The following is a 22,912-nucleotide window of genomic DNA, read 5'->3' as shown; positions in this document are numbered from 1 at the left end:
ATTACTCGAAAGGCGCTTGCACCTGGGTGCAAGCGGGCGATGGGATCAAAGCGTGGGAATCGGCTCGGTCATCAACTGCGCATGCGGGTGCGGGGTCATGCGCAAGCGGCGGCGCAAGGTGTCGACTTGTGAGGACAGGGCGCGCGAGGCGAGCGTGGCCTCGCGCAGACCGAGGCGCTCGGCATCCATGACGCAGAACTTGACATCCACCCCAGTGACGGATTGTTCGCCCTGCCAGACCTCCATCGTCGCCTGCACTTCGACGCGGTCGGGGCGTGGTTGCTTCAGGTCGATCAAGCGATAGCGGATCTGCGCCGGCAGCGGGAAGGCGAAGGCGGTGTAGCGGACATTCATCTCGTTGAGGACGAAGTAGCGTTTATGCGGTTTGTAGTCGTCCAGATGGAAGCGCTCCGTCACCGCCAGGAACATCTGGCGGCACGCTTCGAGCAGCACCATGCCTTGCACATGCTGTCCAGTGAGGTGGTCGAGCATCAGCTCGTTTTCGGCATGGAGCAGGAGGCTGGCGGTATAGAGGCCTTCCTCGTTCCTCTCCGGAACGGAGATCAGCACGTTCTTGCGCTGGCGCTTGTGGGCGAGCTCCTGGCCCGCCAGCTCAGCGCCCGTCCACAGGTCCCAATGATCGAATTCATCGGCATGCCCGCTGGCGATCGCCATGCGATAGGCATGCTGAATTTCCTTGCGGCCAAGCCCCTGCCCGGCAACGACCTTGCAACCTCTCAGCACGGATGGTCCCGGTGTCTTTAGCACCAGCAGCAGCGTGCTGTAGGACATCACGTTTTCATGCCTTGCGAAGTCTTCGAACTGGTTTGCAACTACAACGTAGATACCCATCAATGGATTCCCTTTCTATACCCGGGGCCTTCGGCAGGTCGTTTGGCCGATACCGGATTACTACAAAAACAGACCCGCTTCCCACTGACGTCCTGCGTGGAAACCAGGGCCGCTCGACTAGCGCACACGGGAGCTGTCATCTACCCGTGCAGCGCTGTACAACGCTGCAGCGCCGAGCCCCGCTGCGAGTACCAGAAGAAAAGATTCCACCTGCCAGGCACGACTGATGTTTGCCAGCCACGGTCCAAGGCTCGCCCCGACAAAGAGCACGAAGGTGTAGAAGGACACTGCCAGGCCACGAACATCGGGCGATGCCGCCGCGGCGATTCGAGCGATCAGTCCGGGGACACTGATGGCCACTCCCGCGACATAAACGACACTGGCTACCAGCAGCAGGGGAATGTGTTCTTGACCGGCGCTTGCACAGAGCACCAGTCCAAACGCCGCGACGCCAAGCCCCGTGGTCGCGACCCGCTTGGCTCCCCAGCGACCAATCAATTTGGCAGCGAGCAGTGGCGCGAGAAACGCCGGCAACGCCACGCCACGTGCTTGCATTCTGCTGATGCCCTGGCTTTCGATGAGCTCACCCAGGTGCATATCCAGTCCTATGTAAAAGGCGACGAATGACATCAGCAGCAGGAGTGCGGGCAGATAGACACGGCGCAGGGCCGGGTTACCGAGCAAGGTGAAGATGGGGCGATATCCTTCCCACATCGAGCCCATCGGACGTACCGCTCGAGCTCCTTCCGGGACTGTGGCCAGGCGCAACGCGGTCGCGGCATAGATCACCACCAGTGGCATGAGGGCGTAACCCAGGCCCCAACGCCCCGCAACGAGACTGCCGTAGATCTGCCCGAGCAAACCTGCCGACAGGAACGCCGTACTCATCCAGGCCACCCCCCACACACGTTGCTTGGGGGTACCGCGCTCGGACAAGTAGGCGAGGGCCACGGGCGGGAAGGAGGCGGCGGCGAATCCCTGCAATGCCCGGCCGCAGATGAACAGGGTCGGCGTCTGCGCCCATGCGAGCCCCAGCGTGATGATGGCCAGCAGCACCAGGCCGCCGACCATGACCGTCCTGCGGCCAAGGCGATCGGACAAAGGCCCGAACACCAGAAAACCCGTGGCGTATGCGAACCCGAAGGCGCCCAGTGCGAGGCCAGCCTGTTCCTGCGGCAACTGATAGGCCTGTGCCAAAAGGGGCAGGATAGGCACCGGGATATACAAGAGAGAGACCACGGCGAGCGCGCAGAACACCATCTGCACCAGCAAAGTCGCTGTGGGTTGTTGAGCCATATCCTGTGTAGATGTGTGCATTGCTACATATCTCGATCAATAGAGGCGCCAGGGCATTGAAGTCGCGGCGTTACTGGCCGCGACGCGAGGGAGCCGCCCAAGGTTTAATTTTCTGTAGGTTGCTGTGTAGCGTGCTACATGATTTTTAAAAGACTCGGCCGATCAGCCGAGTTCCGTTTCCAGGCGCATTGTCCGCAGGGCAGGGGCCACCCTCATCATCAGCTTCACCAGAAGCTCGCGCTCATCGTCTTTGAAGTGGCTCATGAACTTGGCGACCCACTCGTAGTGTTTGGGTAGCACCCGGCCAAGGGTGCTGTCGCCCTCCGGGGTCAGCCGGACGATCCAGTAGCGCCCATCGTCCGGGTCCGGATGTTTCGTACAAAGACCGGCAGCTTCCATCTGCTTGATGGCGCGCGTCATCGTCTGCGAAGCCACGGCTACCCCATCAGCCAGCGCGCCGATCGAGAGCCCCCCGGGGTTACGCTTGAGCAGCAGCAGGACGAAGAAGGGTGTTTGGGCAAGATTCTCGTGCGCGAGGTTGGCATTAAACGCCGAGAGCATTTCATCCGTCGCCGACGCCCATACCAGCCAGGTATAGAGCCCTTCGACATCGGGGTTGTCATAGAGCTTGCCGAAGTGCTCGAGGGTTTCGCGCGAAGGCAGGTCTTTCAGTTCGAACATGGTATCTGTGCATGGCTGTGTAGTCGGCTGCATGTTGGTGACCGAGTCGTCGGGATGTCAAGCCAACGCTAATTGGGCTGACCAATTCAGATAAATCATGGAGGGGCAAGAAACAGTCGTACTCATTGTGCGGTATTCGTCTGTCAGCCCCTGCCTTTGATGGTCTAGGATGGGCTATTTGCCGTCGGCAAAGCCGCCAAGACCTAGAGTTGCAATTGAGTTCACGACATTTTCGACCGCGCCGCAGTGACCGCCTGCGAATCGCCATCTGCCGCAAATCCCGCAAGTACCTCAAGGAAGGTTCCCCATGCTACTGAGGTCCCTCGCAGCTATTGGCATTCTGTTGCTGGGTTTTCTTTCACCGATATTTCCGGCTCACGCGCAAGACATCGCGTTGTCCGGTCGGATGACCACCAGCAGCCACCCCTGGCTGGACCCCAGGGCGGGGCAGTGGCTGGAAGGGCGGGGGCCGCTCACGGTGGGGGTCGTGCGTCTCGATTATCCGCCCCTGTCAGTGCTCTATGGCGACCGCTACCAGGGCATCACCGCCGACTATCTGGCCCTGATGTTCGAGCGGCCGCTCAAGGTGCGCGCCTACTCGTCGCGGGCATCCGCGCTGGCGGCCTTGCGCAGTGGCGAGATCGACCTGCTGGGCGCGGGCAGCGATGTCGAAGGCGGGGAAAATGGCCTGCTGCTCAGCGAGGCTTACCTGCCCGACCGGCCGGTGCTGGTGACGTCGCAGGCCCAGCCCTTCGATCCCGGCCAGGCCGGTAGCGTTCTGGGAATGACCGTCGGCTATCTTCCGCAACAGGCGGTACAAGAGGTCTATCCCCATAGCAAGGTCGAGCTTTTCGATTCGCCCCAGCGCGCGCTCGAAGCGCTGGTACTGGGGGATGTCGACGCGGTGTTGGGGGATGCGCTGTCCTCGCATTACTTGATGCAAACCCATTATCTGTTGGGCCTGCGCATCGACAACTTCGCTCCTGTCGACAGCCAGGGTTTCCGTTTCCTTCTGCGCCCGGGCGACGAGCCGCTGAAGGGCATCATCGACCGGGCGATCCCCGGGATATCCAGGCGCTATGGGGACGATATCCTGCGCAGTTGGAGCGCCGGCCGCCGCTTGAGCATCGACGAAGCGCGGGTGAAGCTGGCGCCCGCGGAACAGCGCTGGCTGGACAGCCACCCGCAGGTACCCGTGGCCATCAATTACTCGCTTGGGGCGCTGGGCGAGCTGGGACGGGACCGCGACGTCACCGGCATTGGCCGCGACTACCTGGAGTTGATCAGCCAGCGCAGCGGCCTGAAGTTCTCCTACCTGGGCACGCCAAACACCCTTGAAACCAACAAGCTCATCGCCGAGGGGCGCGCGCTGTTGACCCCGGCCATGCCTCAGTCCGAGCTGTTCGAGACGCCACTGGATGTCTTGCCGCCGTACCTGCGCAGCTCCACCGTGCTGATGACCGCAGCCAGTGCTGGCCGCCGCGCCGGCAGGCGTTTCACCGGGCTTGCCGATCTGAATGGGAAGACGCTGGCGACGGGTGAAGGCTACTTTTTCATCGATACCATAAGACGTGATTATCCGGAGATTCAGCTCAAGGTGTACCCCACGTTCCTCGAGGCCATGCGCTCGGTCGATTCGGGGCAGAACGAGGTGTACCTGAGCAGCGACTACACCGGCCGCTATTTGTCGGCCCAGTACTTCGACAATCGCATCCAGGTCACCGGAATCCTGCAAAGCACCTCCACGCCCATCGGCATCGGGGTGGCGAAGAACCAGCCGGAGTTGCGCAGCATCCTGGAGAAGGCGCAGCTGGCAATCGCGCCTGAAGAGGTCGCGGAAATAGTCAAAGCCTGGGCGCCGCGTTTCTCTAGGGGCGGGAGCGACTTCTGGCGTGACCATCGCGACAAGATTCTCCAGCTGGGCAGCCTCTTCGCGATCCTGATCGCCATCTCGCTGATCTGGGCCTTCTACCTGCGACGCCAGGTCCGCAGGACCCGGGCGGCCGAGGAACGGGCCGAGGCCGCCAACCAGGCCAAGAGCGTCTTCCTGTCGACGATGAGCCATGAGATACGCACGCCGCTGAACGCGATCATCGGCCTGCAGGAACTCGCCCTGCGCAGAGCGAAACAGGGGGAGGCCGACAGCGTATCCCTGTCTGTGGCCCAGGACGCGGCCCAGGGGCTGCTGTTGCTGCTGGGCAATGTGCTGGATATTGCTCGCATCGAGTCCGGAAAGATCGATTCGTTTCCTGAGCCGGTGCTCATCAAACACCAGATTGAAGGCGTCGTCTCGGTAGTGGCGGGCATGGCGCGACAAAAAGGCCTCACCCTGGACGTCAATGTGGAAGGCGACCTGCAGGCATGGGTGCTGCTGGACCCGCTGCATTTCAAGCAGGTGCTGTTCAACCTGCTCAGCAACGCCATCAAGTTCACCGAGCGCGGCGGCGTCACCCTGCAGGCCCGCACCCGCCGTGAGGGGGACAGCTTGTGCCTGGACCTCGATGTCATCGATACGGGCATCGGCATTTGTGCCGAAGACATGGGCAAGCTGTTCAAACCCTTCTCCCAGGTGGGCGTACCAGGCACTGAACAGATGTCCGGAAGCGGCCTGGGACTGAACATCAGCCGCCGCCTGGTGCAACTGATGGGGGGCACGCTCAACCCGCGTAGCGAACCTGGCAAAGGGTCGTGCTTCAGCCTCGAATTGAGCCTGCCCATCTGCGACCCTCCAGCCGCTGTCGAGGGCGAAGCTGCGCAGCAGGCCCAGCCCGTTTCTGCCCAAGTGCAGCCATTGTCCATCTTGCTGGCCGAAGATAACGCCTTCAATCGCGTCACCCTCAACACCCAGCTTGAGACCCTGGGGCATCGAGTCGTGGTTGCGGAAGACGGGCAGGAAGCCTTCAAGCGCTGGCTGAGCGCGGACTTCGACATCGTGCTCACGGACGGCATGATGCCCAGAATGGACGGCTTCGAACTCGCCAGGCGGATCCGCTGGGAGGAGTCCCACAGCGGCCTGCCACGCTGTCGCATCATTGCCCTGACGGCCAGCATTGAGGCGAGTGCGGTGGAGCGCTGCATGGCCGCCGGGATGGACCAGGTCTTGTTCAAGCCTGCAACCCTTGAAACGCTGCGGCAGGCTATCGCGTCTACCGCGCAGGATCAGAACGGCCCGAGCTTGAGCGGGTACTGAATGACGAGGTACAGCCGGTCGATGTCGTCGCCGGCCTGGGCGGCGTTGGCCCGGTGGCTGACGTGGGACAGTTGCAGCGACAGGTCCTTGGCCGGGCCCGATTGCACGATGTAGTGCAGGTCCAGGTCGCGTTCCCAGTGGCGTCCGCCCCGGCCCTGTTGCGGGCTGTAGGTGCCGCTGGCGGGATCGAAGGGGTTGTAGGCGCCGCCTTGGGGCGCGTGGCCGCCGTCGATGCCGCGACCGCTCACATAGCGGGCCATGAAGCTCAGGCCGGGAATGCCCAGGGCGCCCAGGTCGAGGTCGTAGCGCGCCTGCCAGGAGCGTTCGCCGGGGCCGTTGAAGTCGGCGTACTTGATCGAGTTGGCGAGGTAGATGGAGTCGCCGCCGACAAAGTCGAAGGGCGTGTCGCCGTGGACTTTCTGATAGGCCAGGGTGAACGCCTGGGCGTCGATCCGGTACTTGCCGGAGAGGCTGTAGGCCGTGGTGTCGATGGCGCCGGCCGCGGCCTGGCCCTGGTCGCGGGTGCGGTACAGGTTGCCGTCGAGGAACCACTGGCCAAGGCTGGCATGCAGGTTGGCGTAGTACTGGCGCCAGGTGTCGCTCAGCTCCGAGGCGTAGAGGGCGCCGCCCAGCGCCTGGCCGGTGAACAGGTCGGCGCCGATAAAGTCGATGCTGGCGTGGCGGGTGGTTGCCCCGTAGCCGGAAAAGTCGCCCTTGGCGGTCGAGGCGTCCTGGTTCTTGAAGGCGTTGAAGTGACCGGCCTGCAGGTCGAGCCCTTCGAGTTCCCGGCTGGAGAGCAGCAGGCCACTGGCGTATTCCGGTTGCAGGCGTTTGTCGGCGGTGTCGAATACCGGGGTCGCCACGGTCATTTCACCGAGCGCCAGGGTGGTCCGCGAAGCCTTGAACTTCAGCGCGCCGCCGGCGCTGGAATAGCTGCCTTCGCTGCGCCCGTCATGATCCAGCGGCAACAGGCCCGTCCCGGAATGCCCCTTGCCACCGTCCAGTTTCAAGCCCAGGAAACCGTGGGCATCGACCCCCACGCCGAGGGGGCCGGGGGTGAAGCCGGACGCGAACGAGGCGATGAAGCCCTGGGCCCATTCCTGCTGGTAGCTCTTGCCGGCTGGGGTCGGGGAGCGATAGTCGTTGTTGAGGTAGAAGTTGCGGCTGAGCACTTCAAGGCTCGCCCCCTCAAGGAAACCGGGGGTGTCCTGTGCGCTGCTCTGTGCCGCCAGCGCCGGGGCGCCGCGGCTGAGCAAGGCGAGCAGCCACAGCGGCTTCAGGCGGATGTGCATCGGCCCTGGGGCGGTGAGGTGTTTGGAGGCAAGCAGCATGCTGATTTCCCGCGTCAAGGTGGGTGGCCCAGGACGCGGTTGGTCGCGGTTCCGGCAGCTGCCGGCACACCTTTGGCCTGCCTGCGTCCGCTCGGCGTGGCCATCGGATCGAGGCGAAGCATGGTTGCCTATTACAGGGCGCGGGGATTGTACGGCTGTGCTGCATTCGGCCATGCGCGGGGGCCGGTAGGCGGCAGGTGCGGTTCGTTGTGGGCTGTGCGGTAGCTTTTGAATTGTCCCTGTTTTGGAATCGATGATTCTAAGCAACTCCGCCCTGATCCTGATCGACCACCAGCCGCAGATGTCCTTCGGTGTGCAGTCGATCGACCGCCAGACCCTGAAGAACAACACCGTGGGCCTGGCCAAGGCGGCGAAGATCTTGCCTGGCCATCGCCGGCGTCCTGGTGAGCCTGGCCGGTCCCTCGTGGCGAGTTGCAGGGCAGCGCGACCCCGTTCGGCGTATGGCTCGGCAGTGTCGGCCAGGGCTGAGCGGGCACCTGGCGCTCGGATGCGAGCTTTCCCGTACCCTGTAGCCGCTGCCGCAGGCTGCGATCGATCTGGGCGGCATTCCGACGTAGCGGGCGTTGGATCTTGAGATCGTTGAAGGCCTTCGGCCTTATCGCAGCCTGCGGCAGCGGCTACAGGAAGCGGTGCGTTCTTACGTTGTACATTCCCTTGCAGGCGCAAGTTCGCTCGCGAAAAAAGCTCGTGGCTTGAGCGGCTTTTCTCTTTGATTTGTAGGGCATTTCCGAGAGAATTGCCGGGTTACATTTGTGTGGTTTTGGCGTCTTGTGCCTGTTGAATGTTCGGGGCTAGGCTGCCCCGGTCGCTGCAAAATCAGCGATCGGGACTGCAAGCCTGAACAAGCAAGAAGCGCTAGACGCACACACGGAATCGTTGAGATGTCAGCTCGATTTATGGTGGCTGCGTGCGGGAGACTTTCGGGTCTGCCGGGTTTGCTTCTTCTTCCCGGTCTTGCAGACCTGCACGTAGCCGCCACCCATCATCTGCAAGTGATGCTGGCGGTCTTCATCAAAGAAGGAGCCGCGTCATGAAAAAGATCGTCCCCGATCCGCCCATTCTTTCGCCCAGCCGCGAACAAATAGTTCAGCTGGAAATTCCCAATCAAACCCTTCTTCAGGCACTGGAAAGTCGCGTTGAGGGTGAGCCTTTGCACCGTGCCTTGCAGGAAACCGGCAGCAGCACGTTCGGTTGTCATGACGGCAACGGCCGTCCGCTATTCGCCGTTCGCCCTGGCGTCAGCGCCGAGGAGGCGTTGTTGCATGTGTCGTTGTTGCTCAAGTGCGCCGAGGAGACGGCGGATGAGATCACCAGTGCCAGCGGCATCGAGCGGGGCTTGATCTGGTCGATGATTCATTCGGTGGAGATGGCGCGGGCGGTGGTGGATGCGTTGCTGGATGGGGCGCGAAGGCAGGGAGCAGCGCAGACGTTTTGAGGCGGGAGGGCATCGCACACCCGTCGAACGGCCGCAGAGGGGCAGGGGAAAAAGGCGAACGCCCCTTGTGCAACTCGGTCAGGCTGGTTGAAGCGAACGAATAGGCGCTAGCGGCTGTCAGCCGCTGCGGTCGAGGGCTTCCACCGGCCCCTGGGCGCCTGTCAACGTCGAAAAAAGGCCCGGGGACGCAAGCCCCCGGGCCGGTGCCGGTCACGGCATTTCCGGCAGTTCCTGCGCACGCAGATCGAACACCAGCACTTCGGCATCTACGCCGTTGCTCAAGGTCAGCGCCTGCTCCTGGCGCACCCGCACGCCATCGCCTTCCTGCAAGAGCAGGCCGTTGAGGTCGACCGAGCCGCGGGCCACATGCACGTAGGCGTAGCGGTTGGCGTCGAGCTTGAGGGTGGCGCTTTCCTGGCCGTCGATCAGCCCGGCATACACCCGCGCATCCTGGCGCACCTGCAGCGAGCCGTCGGCCCCCTCGGGGGAGATGATCAGTTGCAGGCGGCCGCGCTTTTGCCGCGGGCTGAAATGCTCTTGCTGGTAACGCGGCTTGGCGCCGCTGACATCCGGCACGATCCATATCTGCAGGAAGTGCACCGGCTGGGTGGCCGAGTGGTTGTACTCGCTGTGCGCCACGCCGCTGCCGGCGCTCATCAGTTGCACGTCGCCAGGGCGGATCACCGAACCGGTGCCCAGGGTGTCCTTGTGTTCCAGGGCGCCTTCGAGCACATAGGAGAAAATCTCCATGTCCCGGTGCGGGTGTTGGCCGAAGCCTTTGCCGGCGGCGACCCGGTCGTCGTTGATCACCAGCAGGTCGGAAAAACCCTGTTCCCGCGGGTTGCGATAGTTGGCGAAGGAAAAGGTGTGGAACGACTTCAACCAACCGTGGTTGGCGGCGCCGCGATCAGAGGCTTTGCGAAGGGTCAGCATGAGGGAATCTCCTGTCGGAACGGGAATTCGTCCGGTTGAGGAGAAGGCTAATGTTTACCCTGCGGCGCAATAAGTAGATGGAAACTGAAATACTGTCCGGTTCAGGTTGACAATTTTGTGCGATGAATCACGTATTCTTGCCCGATGAGCGCGCGCCGTCCGGGCATAATGTCCAGGGTCGGCGTTATGCTTCCAACCCTTTGATATCAGTGATATTTACCCATGAAAACCGTGGCAATGGTGTTGTTTCCAGACTTTCTCCTGCTCGACATGGCCGGGCCCATGGAGGTGTTTTCCATCGCCAACCGTTATCTGGAGCCGAAGGACCATTACCAGCTCTCGACGATCGGCACCGAGCACGGCGCGTTGCGCGCTTCCAACGGCGTCAAGGTGCAGGCCGATCTGCATATCGATCAGGCGCGCGACAGCTATGACTTGCTGCTGGTGCCCGGGGGGCCGGGGGCCTACAACGAAAAGCACCGACCCTTGCTCGACTGGCTGGCGGCGGCCGTGCGCCGCTCGGCGGTCTATGGCTCGATCTGCACCGGGGCCTTTATCCTCGGGCACGCCGGTTTGCTCGACGGGTATCGGGTGACGACCCACTGGCACTACACGGAACGCCTGATCCGGGCCTTCCCCGAGGCGACGGTGGAGACCGACCAGATCTTTGTCGAGGATCGCAACCTGATCACCTCGGGCGGGGTCACCGCCGGCATCGACCTGGCGCTGGCGGTGGTCGCCCGGGACCACGGCAAGAAAGTCGCCCAGGACGTGGCCAAGGTGTTGCTGGTGGTGATGAAGCGCCAGGGCGGGCAGGCGCAGTTCAGCCCGTTGATGGCCACGGTGGCGCCGCAGGAGACGCCGGTGACCCGGGTGCAGAACCATGTGCTCGAACGCCTGGACGAAGCCTTCAGCATCGAGCGCATGGCCAGCCTGGCGAACATGAGTTCGCGGCATTTCGCCCGGGTGTTTGCCCGGGAAGTGAACATGACACCCATGGAGTTCCTGCAAAGCGCACGGATCGATCGGGCGCGGAACCTGTTGGAGAGCAGCGACCTGCCGCTCAAGACCGTGGCCTACAAAAGCGGCTTCGGCAGTGTGCGGCACATGCGCTTCCTGTTCAGCGAAAAGCTCGGCCTGACCCCCACCCAGTACCGCGAACAGTTCAGCTAGCGCCGGCTTGTCCGTCTGGCGCACCGCGATGGCCGTGACGCTCCCTCCAGGGCGGTTGTACCGTCATCGGTGCCTGCCAAGATACCGGGGAACCCTTGGTAAAGGAGGTGCGGGAGCCTGGCGCCGGCCAGGTTTCCAGCATGTGGATGCGTATGAACAGCATCAGAGATTTGAACGGCGACGGACTGCTGCGGTTCGGCCCCTACGCCTTCCACCTGCGGCAGCGGCTGGTCCTGGACGGCGACCGGCCGTTGCGCATGGGCGGGCGTGCCCTGGACATCCTGCGGGTGCTGGTCGAGCGCGCCGGCCAGGTGGTGGGCAAGGACGAATTGATCGCTCGTGTCTGGCCGAACTCGGTGGTCGAGGACATCAACCTGCGCGTGCACATCGCCGCCCTGCGCCGCGCCCTCGGCGAGGGCCAGGACGGGCAAGGCTACATCGTCAACATTCCGCAGCGCGGTTACTGCTTCACCGCCCCGGTGCGGCGTGAGGCGCAAGGGGAGCCGGTCGCGCTGGCAAGCCTGCACAAGCCCCAGCACAACCTGCCGGCACGGCTGACCCCGGTCATCGGTCGCGACCCGGTGGTCGGCAGCCTGGTCCGGCAGTTGCCGGTGCGCCGGTTCATGACCCTGGTCGGTCCGGCGGGGATCGGCAAGACCACGGTCGCGCTGCAGGTCGCCGAGCTGCTGTTGCAGCACTACCGCGACGGCGTGTGGTTTATCGACCTGGCGAGCATCGACAACCCGGCGCAATTGGTCGAGCACCTCAGGCACAGCCTCGAACTGGACGCCGGCCTGGAGGCGCTGGCAACCCGGCATGCCTTGCTGGTGCTGGACAATTGCGAGCATCTGCTCGAACGCTGCCGGGCCGTGGTTGAGCCGTTGCTGGCCTCGGCGCCACGGCTGTCGATCCTGGCCACCAGCCGCGAACCGCTGCGGGTTTCGGGGGAGACGGTGCATGGCCTGGCGGCCTTGTCGGTGCCGCCAGCTTCGTCGTTGCACAGCGTGGCGGAAGTCATGAGCCATTCGGCGGTGCAGCTGTTGGTCAGCCGTGCCCGGGCCCGCCAGCAAGGCTTTGCCTTGCGGGAACAGGACCTGGCCGCGGTGCGCGAAATCTGTCGGCGGCTCGATGGCTTGCCATTGGCCATCGAGCTGGCGGCGGCGCAGATCGATGCGCTGGCGCTGGTGGGGCTGCAAGCGCAGCTGGACAACTGCTTTCAATTGCTGACCCAGGGCCGGCGCACCGCCGTGGCCCGGCATCGGACGCTCGAGTCCGCCCTGGACTGGAGCTATCAGCGGCTGAGCCCGCTGGAGCAAAGCCTGTTGCAGCGCCTGGCGGTGTTCGACATGGCCTTCACCGTGCAGGCCGCCACCGACGTCATCAGCTGTGCGGTGCTGCGGCCCGAGTGCGTGGCCGAGGTGATGGCGCAACTGGCGCGCAAATCGCTGCTGGTGGTGGAGCCCGGCCAGGGCACGACGCATTACCGCTTTCTCAACACTACCCGCGCCTACGCGCTGCAGAAGCTGGAACACAGCGGGCAATTGCGGGTGTTCGAAAGGCGGCATGCCCACGCCATCGGCAAGGCCCGCTGGCTGTCAGTCAGGCACCTGTCGTTGCAGCTCATCGAGCAGCTCCCGGACGCGGGTTAGGTCCGGCGTGGCAAAACCTTCGGTGAAGCGGGCGTAGAGCGGTTCGAGCAGCTCATGGGCGCGCCGGGCCTGGCCCTGGCGCTGCCAGAGCCGGGCCAGCGAGGTGGCGCTGCGCAATTCCCAGGTCAGCGCGCCCTGGGCCCTGGCCACTGCCAACGCCTGGTGCAGCACCGCTTCGGCGGCGTCAGGCGCATTGTCGGTCAGCAGCGCCTCGGCCCGGGTGCGCAGGATCTCCGCCGTGCTCCAGCCCGCGGTGCCGCTTTCGGCCCGTTGCAGCAAGGCGTTGTCGATGAAAGCGCCGTCCAGGGTCACCATGATTTCGCCGATCAGCCCGGTGCCGGATTGCGGCGGCGAGAACTCCGGGGCGCCTTCGATGACCTGCGCATAGTGCCGGCCCCAGGTGTAGAACAGCAGCACCGAATGCTTCTGCGCCTGCTCCAGCAGCAGGCGCAGGAGTTCGCGGGCGGTCGCGGCGTCGCCGTTGTAGTGGGCGATCAGGCAGCCGGCCAGGGCCAGGGTGTAGCAGATAGAGGTGCCGTGGTTGATCTGCAGGGCGATGTCCAGGGCCTGGCGCGCGGTGCGCCAGGCCTGTTCCGGATGGCCTTGCAGCCAGAGGATCCGCGCCAGGATCGTCAGGGCGGCGACGCTCTGGTCGTACTGCACGCCAAAGCCGCGGGTGAAGCGGCTCAGATTGCCGCTCTGGGCCATCAGCTGGATGACTTGCTCGGCCTGGTCCCGGGCCCGTGGTTGGTCGCCGGCAAAGTGCAGGGCCAGCACCTGCAGGCGCTGGGTGCTGAGGGACATCGCGGTCGGGCCGGCGCCGCGCCGCGCCAGGTGGTCGAACTGCCGGCTTTGCTCCAGGGCCAGTTGGTAGTGACCGCAACTGAGGTTGACCGCCATGTGCCCGGACACCGCCTTGAGCTGGGCGGCCACATCGTCGGTGCTTTCGGCCAGGGCCCTGGCCGCGACGAAGGCCTCGATGGCCTCGGTACTGCTGCCCTGGGTGTGGTAGCAGGCGCTGCCGAGGGCCAGCTTGAGGGCCTGGGTCAGGCGCGGGCAGGCCTCGCCCGCCGTATGAAGCAGGGCCAGGGCCTGGCGCACATAGCCGCCGTGTTCCTTGAGCAGCGACAGCTCCTGCCACAGCGGTGCGGAGGCCGCGGCCAGGTGGATCGCCAGCTGTTGCGGACCCTGGGCATTCAAGCCCCAGTCGAGTGCCGCGCGGATGTCTTCCAGGCTGCGGGCGTGCCGCTCGACCCACAGCGTCGAGGGCGTCTGCTCCCAGTCATCCCGGGCCTGATGCATCAAGGCCAGGCAACGCTCGGCGTGGCGCCTGCGGGTAGCCGGCAGTTCGGCGGCCTGCTCGAGTTTTTCCAGGGCATAGCTGCGGGTGGTGTCCAGCAGGCGATAGAACACTTCCTCGTCGCCGACCTCCACGTTCAGCAGGGACTTGGCCACCAACTGGGTGATCGCGGTAAAAACCGCGCTGGCTTCGATGTGCGCGTCGACGATCACCGCCGCGGCCGATGGCAGGGTGAAGCCGCCCCTGAATACGCCCAGCCGGCGCAGGCAGGCCTGCTCGCAGGCGCTGAGCAGTTCGAAGCTCCAGTCCAGGGTGGCGCGCAGGGTCTGATGACGGCCCGGGGTGACCTGGCAGCCCTGGGTCAGCAGGCGGAAACTGCCGTGCAACTGGCTGAGCAAGCCCGCGAGCCCCAGGTTGCCGACCTGGGCGGCGGCCAGTTCGATGGCCAGGGGAATGCCGTCCAGGCGCCGGCAGATATCGATCGCCAGGGGCAGTTCGTCCTGGCTCAGTTCGAAGCTGTCGTGGCTGGCCATCGCCCGCTCGACGAACAATTGCAGGGCCGAGAAAGTCAGGGCCTGGGCGCGGTCCAGCACCGCGATGGGCGGTGGGCAATCCAGGGACTCCAGGCGTTGCACGAATTCGCCCTCGGCCCGCAGGCTCTCGCGGCTGGTGGCCAGGACATGCACTTGTGGTGCAGCGCGCAGGATGCTTTCGCAGAGCGGCGCGATGGCGTCGAGCAGGTGCTCGCAGTTGTCGATCACCAGCAGCATCTGCCGCTCGCGCAGGAAGTTCGCCAGGCTGGCCAGCGGTTCGTCGTCGTGCAGCGCCAGGTCGAGCAGGGTCGCCAGGTGGCTGGTGATCATCCGTGGGTCGTTGAGCGGGGCCAGGTCCAGCAGGCGGATGCCGTCCCGGTACTGGCCGATCAGCTGTTCGGCGACCCGCAGGGCCACGGTGGTCTTGCCGATGCCGCCGGGGCCGACCAGGGTGATGAAGCGCTGGCGCGCCAGTTGCGTCATCACATTGTCCACCAGGGCCTGGCGCCCGATCAGGCGGGTGCGGCGCACCGGCAGGTTATGCCCGCCCGGCTCGGCCGAAGGGGCTTTGGGGCCTTGCTCGAAGCGCTCGGGGGCGAACGGCTCCAGGGAGAAGGGCGCGACGAAGCTGTAGCCGCGCTGGGCCACGGTGACGATATAGCGCTGGCCGGCCTGGCCGTCGCCCAGGGCCTTGCGCAGCGCCGCCATGTGCACCCGCAGGTTGGTGTCTTCGACCACGCTCCTGGGCCAGACCCGGGCGATCAGTTGCTGCTTGCTGACCACTTCGCCGGCGTGCTCCAGCAGGATCAGCAGGATGTCCATGGAGCGGCGGCCCAGGCGCAAGGGCCGCTCGGCTTCCAGGATCAGGCGTTGCCCGGGGTAGATCCGGTAGGGGCCGAAATGCACGGCCTGTTCGGGGGCTAGGGTCAACGGCTCACTCCTGCTGCTGTGGTCTTTTTCTAGTGCTTCCCGTTGCACCTGGGCGGGAAGGGCGGACGAAGGGCACGGCCTTCTATCCCGCGGTTTTCGAGCATGTTCCTCAGGTTTCCCGAACAACGCAACGCGGCGCGGATGAGCGTGCATCGACTGCATTGGCCGCAGCAATCTTCTTGCCGGCGATGGCGCCTGTATTCATTGACCGCGGCCTTGGCGACGAGCAAGCAGGGGCGGTGCCCGCGCCATTGAAAATTAACAACGTTTAACTCGTCCTGCCTGCGCTCTATGCCCAAAACTCGAGGCCGTCACCTTGGCCAATCGAAGGGACGGTTGTGCGTGCCACGCGAAGAAAAAAGGGATGAACACCTCTGGAGGATGCCGGAATGAGCAAGGTGGTGGTGGTCTATCACAGTGGCTATGGCCATACCCGGGTCATGGCCGAAGCCGTGGCCCAGGGGGTGGAGAGTCACCTGGGCAGCGCCTGCCGGCTGATTCCGGTGGAGGCGGTGCACGAGCAGTGGGAGTGCCTGCACCAGGCCGACGCCATCATCTTCGGCGCGCCGACCTACATGGGCAGCGCCTCGGCGCCGTTCAAGGGGTTCATGGAGGCCACCGCGGCGTTCTACCTGGCCCAGCCCTGGCGCGACAAGCTCGCCGCCGGCTTCACCAATTCCGGTTGCCTGTGTGGCGACAAGCTCAACACCCTGGTGCAGATGGCGGTCTTCGCGGCCCAGCACTCGATGATCTGGGTCGGCCTCGACCTGCTGCCGGCGCGCTCCAGCCGCGGGGTATTCGATGGCCAGTTGAATCGCCTCGGCAGTTCCCTGGGCGCCATGGCCCAGTCGAATGTCGAACAGTCCCCCGAACACGCGCCGCCCCTGGAAGACCGCCGCACCGCCGCGCACCTGGGCGAGCGGGTGGCGCGCCTGGCCGAGCGCCTGGGCCATTCATCGATTTGAGTCACCCACCCCCCCTGAAGGAGCAAAAACGCCATGAGCACATTCACCACCCGCGACGGTACCGAGATCTATTACAAGGACTGGGGCAGCGGCCAACCCATCGTCTTCAGCCATGGCTGGCCGCTGAATGCCGACAGCTGGGAGGCGCAGATGATCTTCCTGGCATCCAGGGGCTACCGGGTCATCGCCCATGACCGCCGCGGGCATGGCCGTTCCAGCCAGCCCTGGTCGGGCAACGAGATGGACACCTACGCCGACGACCTGGCGCAGTTGCTCGAACACCTGGACCTGCAAGACGCGGTGCTGTTCGGCTTCTCCACCGGCGGTGGCGAAGTGGCGCGCTACATCGGTCGTCACGGCACGGCGCGGGTCGCCAAGGCCGGGCTGATTTCCGCGGTGCCGCCGCTGATGCTCAGGACCGCGGCCAACCCCGGCGGCCTGCCGATCGAGGTCTTCGACGGCCTGCGCGAAGCGTCCCTGGCCGACCGTTCGCAGCTGTACAAGGACGTCGCCAGCGGGCCGTTCTTCGGTTTCAACCAGCCTGGCGCCAAGCCGTCCCAGGGCATGATCGACTGGTTCTGGATGCAGGGCATGACGGCGGGCCACAAGAACGCTTATGACTGCATCAAGGCCTTCTCCGAAACCGACTTCACCGAAGACCTGAAGAAGTTCGACGTGCCGACCCTGGTGGTGCACGGCGACGCCGACCAGATCGTGCCGATCGAAGCCGCCGGCATCGCCTCGGCCAGGCTGGTCAAGGATGCGAAGCTGCTGGTCTACCCCGGCGCGCCCCATGGCCTGACCGACACCCACAAGGATCAGCTCAACGCCGACCTGCTGGCGTTCATCGAGGCCTGAATCGCCCGGCGACCCGCGCCTTACCCATGAAAAAACGCCGGGAGGTTTTACCCCCCGGCGTTTTTTATTGTCGGCTATCGAGCGTGCCGCGGCCTTATGCGTTCGCCTGGTTGAGGCAGGGGCGGGCGCCCAGGACCCGGCACCGCCAGGCGAACGGATTGATGCCTTCGCTGTGGGTGAAGATGTGGCAGAAATGCGCCTGGTCGCAGAAGCCGCATTCCAGGCTGATCTGCGTCAGGGTCAGGTCGGTGTTGCGGATCAGTTGCTTGGCCCGGGCGATGCGCTGGCAGCGAATCCATTCCTGGGGCGACAGGCCGGTGCTGCACTTGAAGGCGCGGGAGAAATGGCTGCGGGACAGGGCGCAGGCGCGGGCGAGTTCGGTGACTTCCAGGGTGTCGCTCAGGCCGTCGAGGATCATTTGCTTGACCAGGCTTTCGCGCCAGGGAGAAAGGCCGCCAGGGGTGGTTTTTCGGGGTTGCGGGACGGACGCCCTGACGGCGTTGTGCTGAGCGTGGGCCATGACGAAATTCCGTGTCGGTGGGCATGCGCCGGCGCACCGCGGGGTGAGCCGGGCGCTTCCCGATTTAGAAAACAGGTCTGCGCAGAGGGCTTCAATCTTGGTGGCGGGGCGGTGGGCTTGCGAGTTAAACGTTGTTAATTCCGCTCAGTCGCAGGTCACGTATTCGCGGCAACTGAGCACATGGCTGCAATTTTTCCGTGGGACAGGCGTGCATGCTCCCGCAAGCCGCAAGCCGCAAGCCGCAAGCCGGGGCGGCCTACCGCTGGATAGTTCGTACAGGGCTGACAAGACAATGGAACTGCACCGATGAACCGTAACGATCTGCGCCGCATCGACATGAACCTGCTGGTGATTTTCGAGGCCCTGATGTTCGAAAAGAACCTGACCCGGGTCGCCGAAAAACTGTTCATGGGCCAGCCCGCGGTGAGCGCCGCGCTGGGCCGCCTGCGCAACCTGTTCGACGATCCGCTGCTGTTGCGCAACGGTCGCGGCATGGAGCCGACGGCCCGGGCGCTGGTGATCCTCAAGGAGCTGCAACCGGCGATGGATGCGATCTCGGGCGCGGTCAGCCGAGCCAAGGAGTTCGACCCGGCGACCAGCTGCGACCTGTTCCGCATCGGCCTGTCGGACGATGCCGAGTTCGGTCTGTTTCCGCCGTTGTTGAGCCGGTTGCGCGAGGAGGCCCCGGGCATAGTCGTGGTGGTGCGCCGGGCCAACTATCTGTTGATGCCGGCCTTGCTGGCCTCCGGCGAGATCTCGGTCGGGGTCAGCTACACCACCGAGTTGCCGGCCAATGCCAAGCGCAAGAAGCTGCGGGACATCGGCTGCAAGGTGCTGCGCGGCGACAACCGGCCCGAACCCTTGACCCTCGATGAATACTGCCGGCGGCCCCACGCCATGGTGTCGTTCTCCGGCGACCTGAGCGGCAATATCGACCTCGACCTGGCCAAGGTCGGGCGCAGCCGCCGGGTGGTGTTGGGGGTGCCGCAGTTCAGCGGTCTGCGGGCCTTGCTCGCCGGCACCGAGATGATCGCCACCGTGCCTGACTACGCGGCCTGTGCCCTGGTCGAAGGCTGCGCCTTGCGCGCCGAGGACCCGCCGTTCGCCATCGAGGCGGCGCAGCTGTCCATGGCCTGGAGCGGGGTGCATGACAACGATCCGGCCGAGCGCTGGTTGCGCTCGCGGATTGCCCAGTTCATGTCCGAGCCCTTGAAGATCCACGGCGCCTAGGCGCGGGCGGTCGCTCCGGACCCTGCGGCAAGAGAGCACATACATTCAATTTTTCCCGACCGCGCAGCGGCACCATGCAATCTCGGCGGCGATGCCGGGGATTTTCAAATTGTGCGGGTGCGCCAATGAACGCTTCACCATGGGATGAACGAGCCCGGGATCTCGGGCTGTTGTTTTTGCGGGTCAGCGCCGGGCTGTTTCTGCTGTGGGTGCACGGCCTGCCGAAACTGCTCGACTACAGCGCGCAACTGCAACGCATCGAAGACCCGTTCCGGCTGGGCGCCAACCTGACGCTGATGCTGGCGATTTTCGCCGAGGTGCTGTGCCCGTTGCTGATTGTTGCCGGGGTGCTGGTACGCCTTGCCTGCCTGCCGATCCTCGCGGTGCTGCTGGTGGCGCTGGTGGTGGTGCATCCGCAGTGGAGCCTGGCCGAAGGCCAGTTCGCCTGGCTGCTGTTGATCCTGTTCAGCAGCATTTTTATCGCTGGCCCGGGACGGCTGGCCCTCAATGATCGTTTCGCCGGAGCCTTGCGTTATGTCTGATCCCAATCGCCTCGAAGCCACTGCGCGGCCGGACTCCGATGAGGTCGTGACGCTGATCGTCAAGCACCGGGTCAAGGCTGGCCTGGAAGCGCCCTATGAAGCCTGGTTGCGGCGCATTGTCGGGGTGGCCGGGCAATACGAGGGGCACCTGGGCGTGGACGTGATTCGCGGCAAGAGCGGCGGCCTCGACCTGTTCACCTGCGTGCTGCGCTTTTGCTCCACCGAGGCGATGCAGCGCTGGCTCGACTCGCCGCAACGCCGGACGCTGGTGGACGAAGCCGCGCCGATGCTGGCCGACGGCGACCAGACCGAAGTCCACCCGGTCCATGAGTTCTGGTTTTCTATCCAGACCGACGCCGCTTCGCCACCGCCACGCTGGAAGCAGGCGCTGTTGACTATGCTGGTAATTCTGCCGCACACCCTGCTGGTGCCGCTGATCTGGGGGCCTGTGCTGCAACTGAATGCCTGGCTTGGCAATTACGTGGTCGCCACTTTCCTGATCACCCTGACCATCGTGCTCTCGGTGGTCTATCTGTTCATGCCCCTGGCGACCCGGCTGTTCGCCCCCTGGTTGCAAGCCTCTGTCGCCGATCGACACCTGGAGCCCGGCCATGGCCAATAACGATGACCCGACCGATCCGCTGCGCCGCCACTTGCTCGCAGCCGGGTCCTTGCTCAGCGCCGCGGCGGCTTTCTGGCCGCGCCTGTCCCTTGCCTCTTCCCATTCAGAAGGACATCCGATGAACGCCGATCTGATTCTGTTCAATGGTCAATTCCACACCGTCGACCGCGGGAAGCCCCGCGCCAGCGCGGTCGCCATCAGCCAGGGGCGCTTCGTCGCGGTGGGCACCGATGCCGAGGCCATGGCCCTGCGCGGCAGCGCCACCCAGGTCATCGACCTCAAGGGCCGCACGGTGATCCCCGGCCTCAACGACTCGCACCTGCACCTGATCCGCGGTGGCCTGAACTACAACCTGGAGCTGCGCTGGGAAGGCGTGCCGTCGCTGGCCGACGCCCTGCGCATGCTCAAGGACCAGGCCGACCGCACGCCAACCCCGCAGTGGGTGCGGGTGGTGGGCGGCTGGAACGAGTTCCAGTTCGCCGAAAAACGCATGCCGACCCTGGAAGAGCTCAACCAGGCGGCGCCGGACACCCCGGTGTTCGTCCTGCACCTGTACGACCGCGCCTTGCTCAACCGCGCAGCCTTGCGGGTCGCCGGCTACACCCGCAACACACCGAACCCGCCGGGTGGCGAGATCGTGCGCGACAGCAACGGCGAGCCCACCGGCATGCTGGTGGCGCGGCCGAACGCGATGATTCTCTATTCGACCCTGGCCAAGGGGCCGAAGCTGCCGTTGGAATACCAGGTCAACTCGACCCGCCAGTTCATGCGTGAACTCAATCGCCTGGGCCTGACCAGCGCCATCGATGCCGGCGGCGGTTTCCAGAACTACCCGGACGACTACGCGGTGATCGAGCAACTGGCCCGGGAGCAGCAGTTGACGGTGCGCATTGCCTACAACCTGTTCACCCAGAAGCCCAAGGAAGAACTCACCGACTTCAAGAACTGGACCGGCAGCGTCAAGCTGCACCAGGGCGACGACTTCCTGCGCCATAACGGCGCCGGGGAAATGCTGGTGTTCTCCGCCGCCGACTTCGAGGACTTCCTCGAACCGCGTCCGGACCTGCCGCAGACCATGGAACAGGAGCTGGAACCGGTGGTGCGCCATCTGGTGGAACAGCGCTGGCCGTTCCGCCTGCACGCCACCTACGACGAGTCGATCTCGCGCATGCTCGACGTGTTCGAGAAGGTCAACCGCGACATTCCGTTCAATGGCCTGCCGTGGTTCTTCGACCACGCCGAAACCATCACGCCGAAAAACATCGAGCGGGTGAGGGCGCTGGGTGGCGGCATCGCGATCCAGGACCGCATGGCGTTCCAGGGCGAATACTTTGTCGATCGCTACGGCGCCAAGGCCGCCGAACAGACCCCGCCGATCAAACGCATGCTGGCCGAAGGCGTGCCGGTGGGCGCCGGCACCGATGCTACCCGGGTCTCCAGCTACAACCCCTGGACGTCCCTGTACTGGATGGTCAGCGGCAAGACCGTGGGCGGCATGGAGCTGCATGCCGAAGGCCTGCCGCGGCAGACCGCGCTGGAACTGTTCACCCATGGCAGCGCCTGGTTCTCCTCGGAGCAGGGCAAGAAGGGCCAGATCAAGGTCGGCCAGCTGGCGGACCTGGCGGCGCTGTCTGCGGACTTCTTCAGCGTCGAGGAAGAGGCCATCAAGTGGATCGAGTCGGTGCTGACCGTGGTCGACGGCAAGGTGGTGTACGCCGCCGGCGATTTCTCCAAGCTCTCGCCACCGATGGTGCCGGTGCTGCCGGACTGGTCGCCGGTGGTCAAGGTGCCGGGGCACTGGCGTCCGACCTCGCCGCTGGTGGCCCAGGTGCACCAGTGCAGCGGCCCGTGCGCGGTGCATGCCCACAGCCACGAGCGGGCGCGCCTGTCGAATGTGCCGGTCAGTGACTTCCAGGGTTTCTGGGGCGCCTTCGGCTGCTCGTGCTTTGCCTTCTGACGATCAACAACAGTGCCGGCCGCAGTGGCCGGCGCCCATAGCGACATCCATCCACCTAGGAGTTTCACATGAGCAACGTACCCTACAAACGTCTGGACATTAATGACGCCGTTGTCCTGCTGGTCGATCACCAGACCGGCCTGATCTCGCTGGTCCAGGATTTCTCGCCGAACGAGTTCAAGAACAACGTGCTGGCCCTGGCCGACTGCGCCAAGTTCTTCAAACTGCCGACCATCCTCACCACCAGCTTCGAATCCGGCCCGAACGGCCCGCTGGTGCCCGAGCTGAAACAGATGTTCCCGGATGCGCCCTACATCGCTCGTCCAGGCCAGATCAATGCCTGGGACAACGAAGACTTCGTCAAGGCAATCAAGGCCACCGGCCGCAAGCAACTGATCATCGCTGGCGTGGTGACCGACGTCTGCGTGGCGTTCCCGACCCTGTGCGCACTGGAAGAAGGTTTTGACGTGTTCGTCGTGACCGACGCTTCCGGTACCTTCAACGAGGTGGTGCAGCAGGCTGCCTGGGCCCGCATGGCCGCCGCCGGCGCGCAACTGGTCAACTGGTTCTCCGTGGCGTGCGAGCTGCAGCGCGACTGGCGCAACGACATGGAAGGCCTGGCCAACCTGCTGTCGCAGCGTATCCCGAACTATCGCAACCTGATGAACAGCTACTCGGCGTTCACTGCCAAGTAAACCTTGCGCTACCGCTGGTACGAATGAATGCCCGCCATTGTGCGGGCATTTTTTTGCCTCGCGGACACCGCGATCCCTATAGCCGCTGGCGTAGCCTGCGATCGGCGGCGCAGCCGTCGTAAAACCAGGCGAGGTGGTTTTCCAGGCAGATCGCGGACTCAGGTTTTGCGGCAACTGCGTTGCCGTTCGCAGCCTCGCA

At 64.7% G+C, this 22,912-nt stretch carries 18 protein-coding genes and 1 pseudogene; 12 read left to right on the top strand and 7 right to left on the bottom strand.

What is annotated here, in order from left to right:
• Positions 1-45 precede the first annotated feature (45 nt).
• The 3 genes from AC07PQ_RS02315 to AC07PQ_RS02305 form a co-directional block, all read right to left on the bottom strand.
• Positions 46-852, bottom strand: a complete 807-nt coding sequence (locus AC07PQ_RS02315) for an AfsA-related hotdog domain-containing protein (RefSeq protein ID WP_007924378.1) — start codon at positions 850-852, stop codon at positions 46-48.
• A 117-nt stretch (positions 853-969) separates the two neighbouring features.
• Positions 970-2,148 carry an MFS transporter gene (locus AC07PQ_RS02310; RefSeq protein WP_493184570.1) on the bottom strand — a complete coding sequence of 393 codons (1,179 nt, stop codon included), beginning with the start codon at positions 2,146-2,148 and terminating at the stop codon, positions 970-972.
• A gap of 162 nt (positions 2,149-2,310) precedes the next feature.
• A complete protein-coding gene (locus AC07PQ_RS02305) occupies positions 2,311-2,829 on the bottom strand; it encodes a MarR family winged helix-turn-helix transcriptional regulator (protein ID WP_007924376.1) in 519 nt (172 codons plus the stop codon).
• A 307-nt stretch (positions 2,830-3,136) separates the two neighbouring features.
• On the opposite strand from AC07PQ_RS02305, the gene AC07PQ_RS02300 reads away from it, so the two are divergent.
• Complete coding sequence (locus AC07PQ_RS02300; protein WP_493184571.1) at positions 3,137-6,019, top strand: ATP-binding protein; 2,883 nt, start codon at positions 3,137-3,139, stop codon at positions 6,017-6,019.
• On the opposite strand, the gene AC07PQ_RS02295 is transcribed toward AC07PQ_RS02300, so the two are convergent.
• A complete protein-coding gene (locus AC07PQ_RS02295) occupies positions 5,989-7,350 on the bottom strand; it encodes an OprD family porin (protein WP_493184572.1) in 1,362 nt (453 codons plus the stop codon). The genes AC07PQ_RS02300 and AC07PQ_RS02295 overlap by 31 nt on opposite strands.
• Positions 7,351-7,603: 253 nt before the next feature.
• Here AC07PQ_RS02295 and AC07PQ_RS02290 point away from each other — a divergent pair.
• Together AC07PQ_RS02290 and AC07PQ_RS02285 are read left to right on the top strand one after the other, a co-directional pair.
• Positions 7,604-7,729, top strand: a pseudogene (locus AC07PQ_RS02290) (hydrolase); the annotation flags it as partial.
• A 672-nt stretch (positions 7,730-8,401) separates the two neighbouring features.
• Positions 8,402-8,806, top strand: a complete 405-nt coding sequence (locus AC07PQ_RS02285; protein WP_101338336.1) for a DUF3077 domain-containing protein — start codon at positions 8,402-8,404, stop codon at positions 8,804-8,806.
• A 210-nt stretch (positions 8,807-9,016) separates the two neighbouring features.
• On the opposite strand, the gene AC07PQ_RS02280 is transcribed toward AC07PQ_RS02285, so the two are convergent.
• A complete protein-coding gene (locus tag AC07PQ_RS02280) occupies positions 9,017-9,739 on the bottom strand; it encodes a pirin family protein (protein WP_493184573.1) in 723 nt (240 codons plus the stop codon).
• A gap of 222 nt (positions 9,740-9,961) precedes the next feature.
• Here AC07PQ_RS02280 and AC07PQ_RS02275 point away from each other — a divergent pair, with 222 nt between their 5' ends.
• A complete protein-coding gene (locus tag AC07PQ_RS02275) occupies positions 9,962-10,912 on the top strand; it encodes a GlxA family transcriptional regulator (protein ID WP_493184574.1) in 951 nt (316 codons plus the stop codon).
• Positions 10,913-11,064: 152 nt separating this feature from the next.
• Positions 11,065-12,561, top strand: coding sequence for an ATP-binding protein (locus AC07PQ_RS02270; protein ID WP_493184575.1), 1,497 nt, complete (start codon positions 11,065-11,067; stop codon positions 12,559-12,561).
• On the opposite strand, the gene AC07PQ_RS02265 is transcribed toward AC07PQ_RS02270, so the two are convergent.
• On the bottom strand, positions 12,508-15,324 hold the full coding sequence (locus AC07PQ_RS02265; protein ID WP_493184576.1) for an ATP-binding protein: 2,817 nt from the start codon (positions 15,322-15,324) through the stop codon (positions 12,508-12,510). The genes AC07PQ_RS02270 and AC07PQ_RS02265 overlap by 54 nt on opposite strands.
• 389 nt (positions 15,325-15,713) lie before the next feature.
• Between AC07PQ_RS02265 and AC07PQ_RS02260 the strand changes: the two genes are divergently transcribed.
• Both AC07PQ_RS02260 and AC07PQ_RS02255 read left to right on the top strand, forming a co-directional pair.
• Positions 15,714-16,289, top strand: coding sequence for a flavodoxin family protein (locus tag AC07PQ_RS02260; RefSeq protein WP_101338332.1), 576 nt, complete (start codon positions 15,714-15,716; stop codon positions 16,287-16,289).
• Positions 16,290-16,322: 33 nt separating this feature from the next.
• Positions 16,323-17,147 (top strand): alpha/beta fold hydrolase, encoded by an 825-nt coding sequence (locus tag AC07PQ_RS02255; protein WP_007924364.1) that lies wholly within the window; start codon positions 16,323-16,325, stop codon positions 17,145-17,147.
• Between the two features lie 94 nt (positions 17,148-17,241).
• Here the strand turns inward: AC07PQ_RS02255 and AC07PQ_RS02250 are convergent, their stop codons facing one another.
• The gene (locus tag AC07PQ_RS02250) at positions 17,242-17,667 is read right to left on the bottom strand and encodes a helix-turn-helix domain-containing protein (protein ID WP_493184577.1); all 426 of its coding nucleotides are present in this window, start codon (positions 17,665-17,667) and stop codon (positions 17,242-17,244) included.
• A 306-nt stretch (positions 17,668-17,973) separates the two neighbouring features.
• Between AC07PQ_RS02250 and AC07PQ_RS02245 the strand changes: the two genes are divergently transcribed.
• The 5 genes from AC07PQ_RS02245 (at position 17,974) to ycaC (ending at position 22,713) form a co-directional block, all read left to right on the top strand.
• Positions 17,974-18,897, top strand: coding sequence for a LysR family transcriptional regulator (locus AC07PQ_RS02245; protein ID WP_493184578.1), 924 nt, complete (start codon positions 17,974-17,976; stop codon positions 18,895-18,897).
• A 125-nt stretch (positions 18,898-19,022) separates the two neighbouring features.
• On the top strand, positions 19,023-19,439 hold the full coding sequence (locus AC07PQ_RS02240) for a DoxX family protein (protein WP_493184579.1): 417 nt from the start codon (positions 19,023-19,025) through the stop codon (positions 19,437-19,439).
• Positions 19,432-20,061 (top strand): antibiotic biosynthesis monooxygenase, encoded by a 630-nt coding sequence (locus AC07PQ_RS02235; protein WP_493184580.1) that lies wholly within the window; start codon positions 19,432-19,434, stop codon positions 20,059-20,061. The genes AC07PQ_RS02240 and AC07PQ_RS02235 overlap by 8 nt, the downstream gene beginning before the upstream one ends.
• A 118-nt stretch (positions 20,062-20,179) precedes the next feature.
• Positions 20,180-22,018, top strand: a complete 1,839-nt coding sequence (locus AC07PQ_RS02230) for an amidohydrolase (protein ID WP_493184862.1) — start codon at positions 20,180-20,182, stop codon at positions 22,016-22,018.
• Positions 22,019-22,086: 68 nt separating this feature from the next.
• A complete protein-coding gene (gene ycaC, locus AC07PQ_RS02225) occupies positions 22,087-22,713 on the top strand; it encodes an isochorismate family cysteine hydrolase YcaC (RefSeq protein ID WP_007924341.1) in 627 nt (208 codons plus the stop codon).
• Positions 22,714-22,912 lie beyond the last annotated feature (199 nt).

The organism is Pseudomonas sp. GW821-FHT09E12 (assembly GCF_059416085.1).
This window is presented reverse-complemented; position numbering and strand designations above follow the sequence as displayed.

Excerpts from the sequence above, each read along its gene's own strand:
- AC07PQ_RS02280 (WP_493184573.1), bottom strand. The coding sequence starts at position 9,739 with ATGCTGACCCTTCGCAAAGCCTCTGATCGCGGCGCCGCCAACCACGGT.
- AC07PQ_RS02235 (WP_493184580.1), top strand. The coding sequence starts at position 19,432 with ATGTCTGATCCCAATCGCCTCGAAGCCACTGCGCGGCCGGACTCCGAT.
- AC07PQ_RS02255 (WP_007924364.1), top strand. The coding sequence starts at position 16,323 with ATGAGCACATTCACCACCCGCGACGGTACCGAGATCTATTACAAGGAC.
- AC07PQ_RS02300 (WP_493184571.1), top strand. The coding sequence starts at position 3,137 with ATGCTACTGAGGTCCCTCGCAGCTATTGGCATTCTGTTGCTGGGTTTT.
- AC07PQ_RS02230 (WP_493184862.1), top strand. The coding sequence starts at position 20,180 with ATGAACGCCGATCTGATTCTGTTCAATGGTCAATTCCACACCGTCGAC.
- AC07PQ_RS02270 (WP_493184575.1), top strand. The coding sequence starts at position 11,065 with ATGAACAGCATCAGAGATTTGAACGGCGACGGACTGCTGCGGTTCGGC.
- ycaC (WP_007924341.1), top strand. The coding sequence starts at position 22,087 with ATGAGCAACGTACCCTACAAACGTCTGGACATTAATGACGCCGTTGTC.
- AC07PQ_RS02310 (WP_493184570.1), bottom strand. The coding sequence starts at position 2,148 with ATGGCTCAACAACCCACAGCGACTTTGCTGGTGCAGATGGTGTTCTGC.
- AC07PQ_RS02275 (WP_493184574.1), top strand. The coding sequence starts at position 9,962 with ATGAAAACCGTGGCAATGGTGTTGTTTCCAGACTTTCTCCTGCTCGAC.
- AC07PQ_RS02285 (WP_101338336.1), top strand. The coding sequence starts at position 8,402 with ATGAAAAAGATCGTCCCCGATCCGCCCATTCTTTCGCCCAGCCGCGAA.
- AC07PQ_RS02245 (WP_493184578.1), top strand. The coding sequence starts at position 17,974 with ATGAACCGTAACGATCTGCGCCGCATCGACATGAACCTGCTGGTGATT.
- AC07PQ_RS02240 (WP_493184579.1), top strand. The coding sequence starts at position 19,023 with ATGAACGCTTCACCATGGGATGAACGAGCCCGGGATCTCGGGCTGTTG.
- AC07PQ_RS02305 (WP_007924376.1), bottom strand. The coding sequence starts at position 2,829 with ATGTTCGAACTGAAAGACCTGCCTTCGCGCGAAACCCTCGAGCACTTC.
- AC07PQ_RS02295 (WP_493184572.1), bottom strand. The coding sequence starts at position 7,350 with ATGCTGCTTGCCTCCAAACACCTCACCGCCCCAGGGCCGATGCACATC.
- AC07PQ_RS02260 (WP_101338332.1), top strand. The coding sequence starts at position 15,714 with ATGAGCAAGGTGGTGGTGGTCTATCACAGTGGCTATGGCCATACCCGG.
- AC07PQ_RS02315 (WP_007924378.1), bottom strand. The coding sequence starts at position 852 with ATGGGTATCTACGTTGTAGTTGCAAACCAGTTCGAAGACTTCGCAAGG.
- AC07PQ_RS02250 (WP_493184577.1), bottom strand. The coding sequence starts at position 17,667 with ATGGCCCACGCTCAGCACAACGCCGTCAGGGCGTCCGTCCCGCAACCC.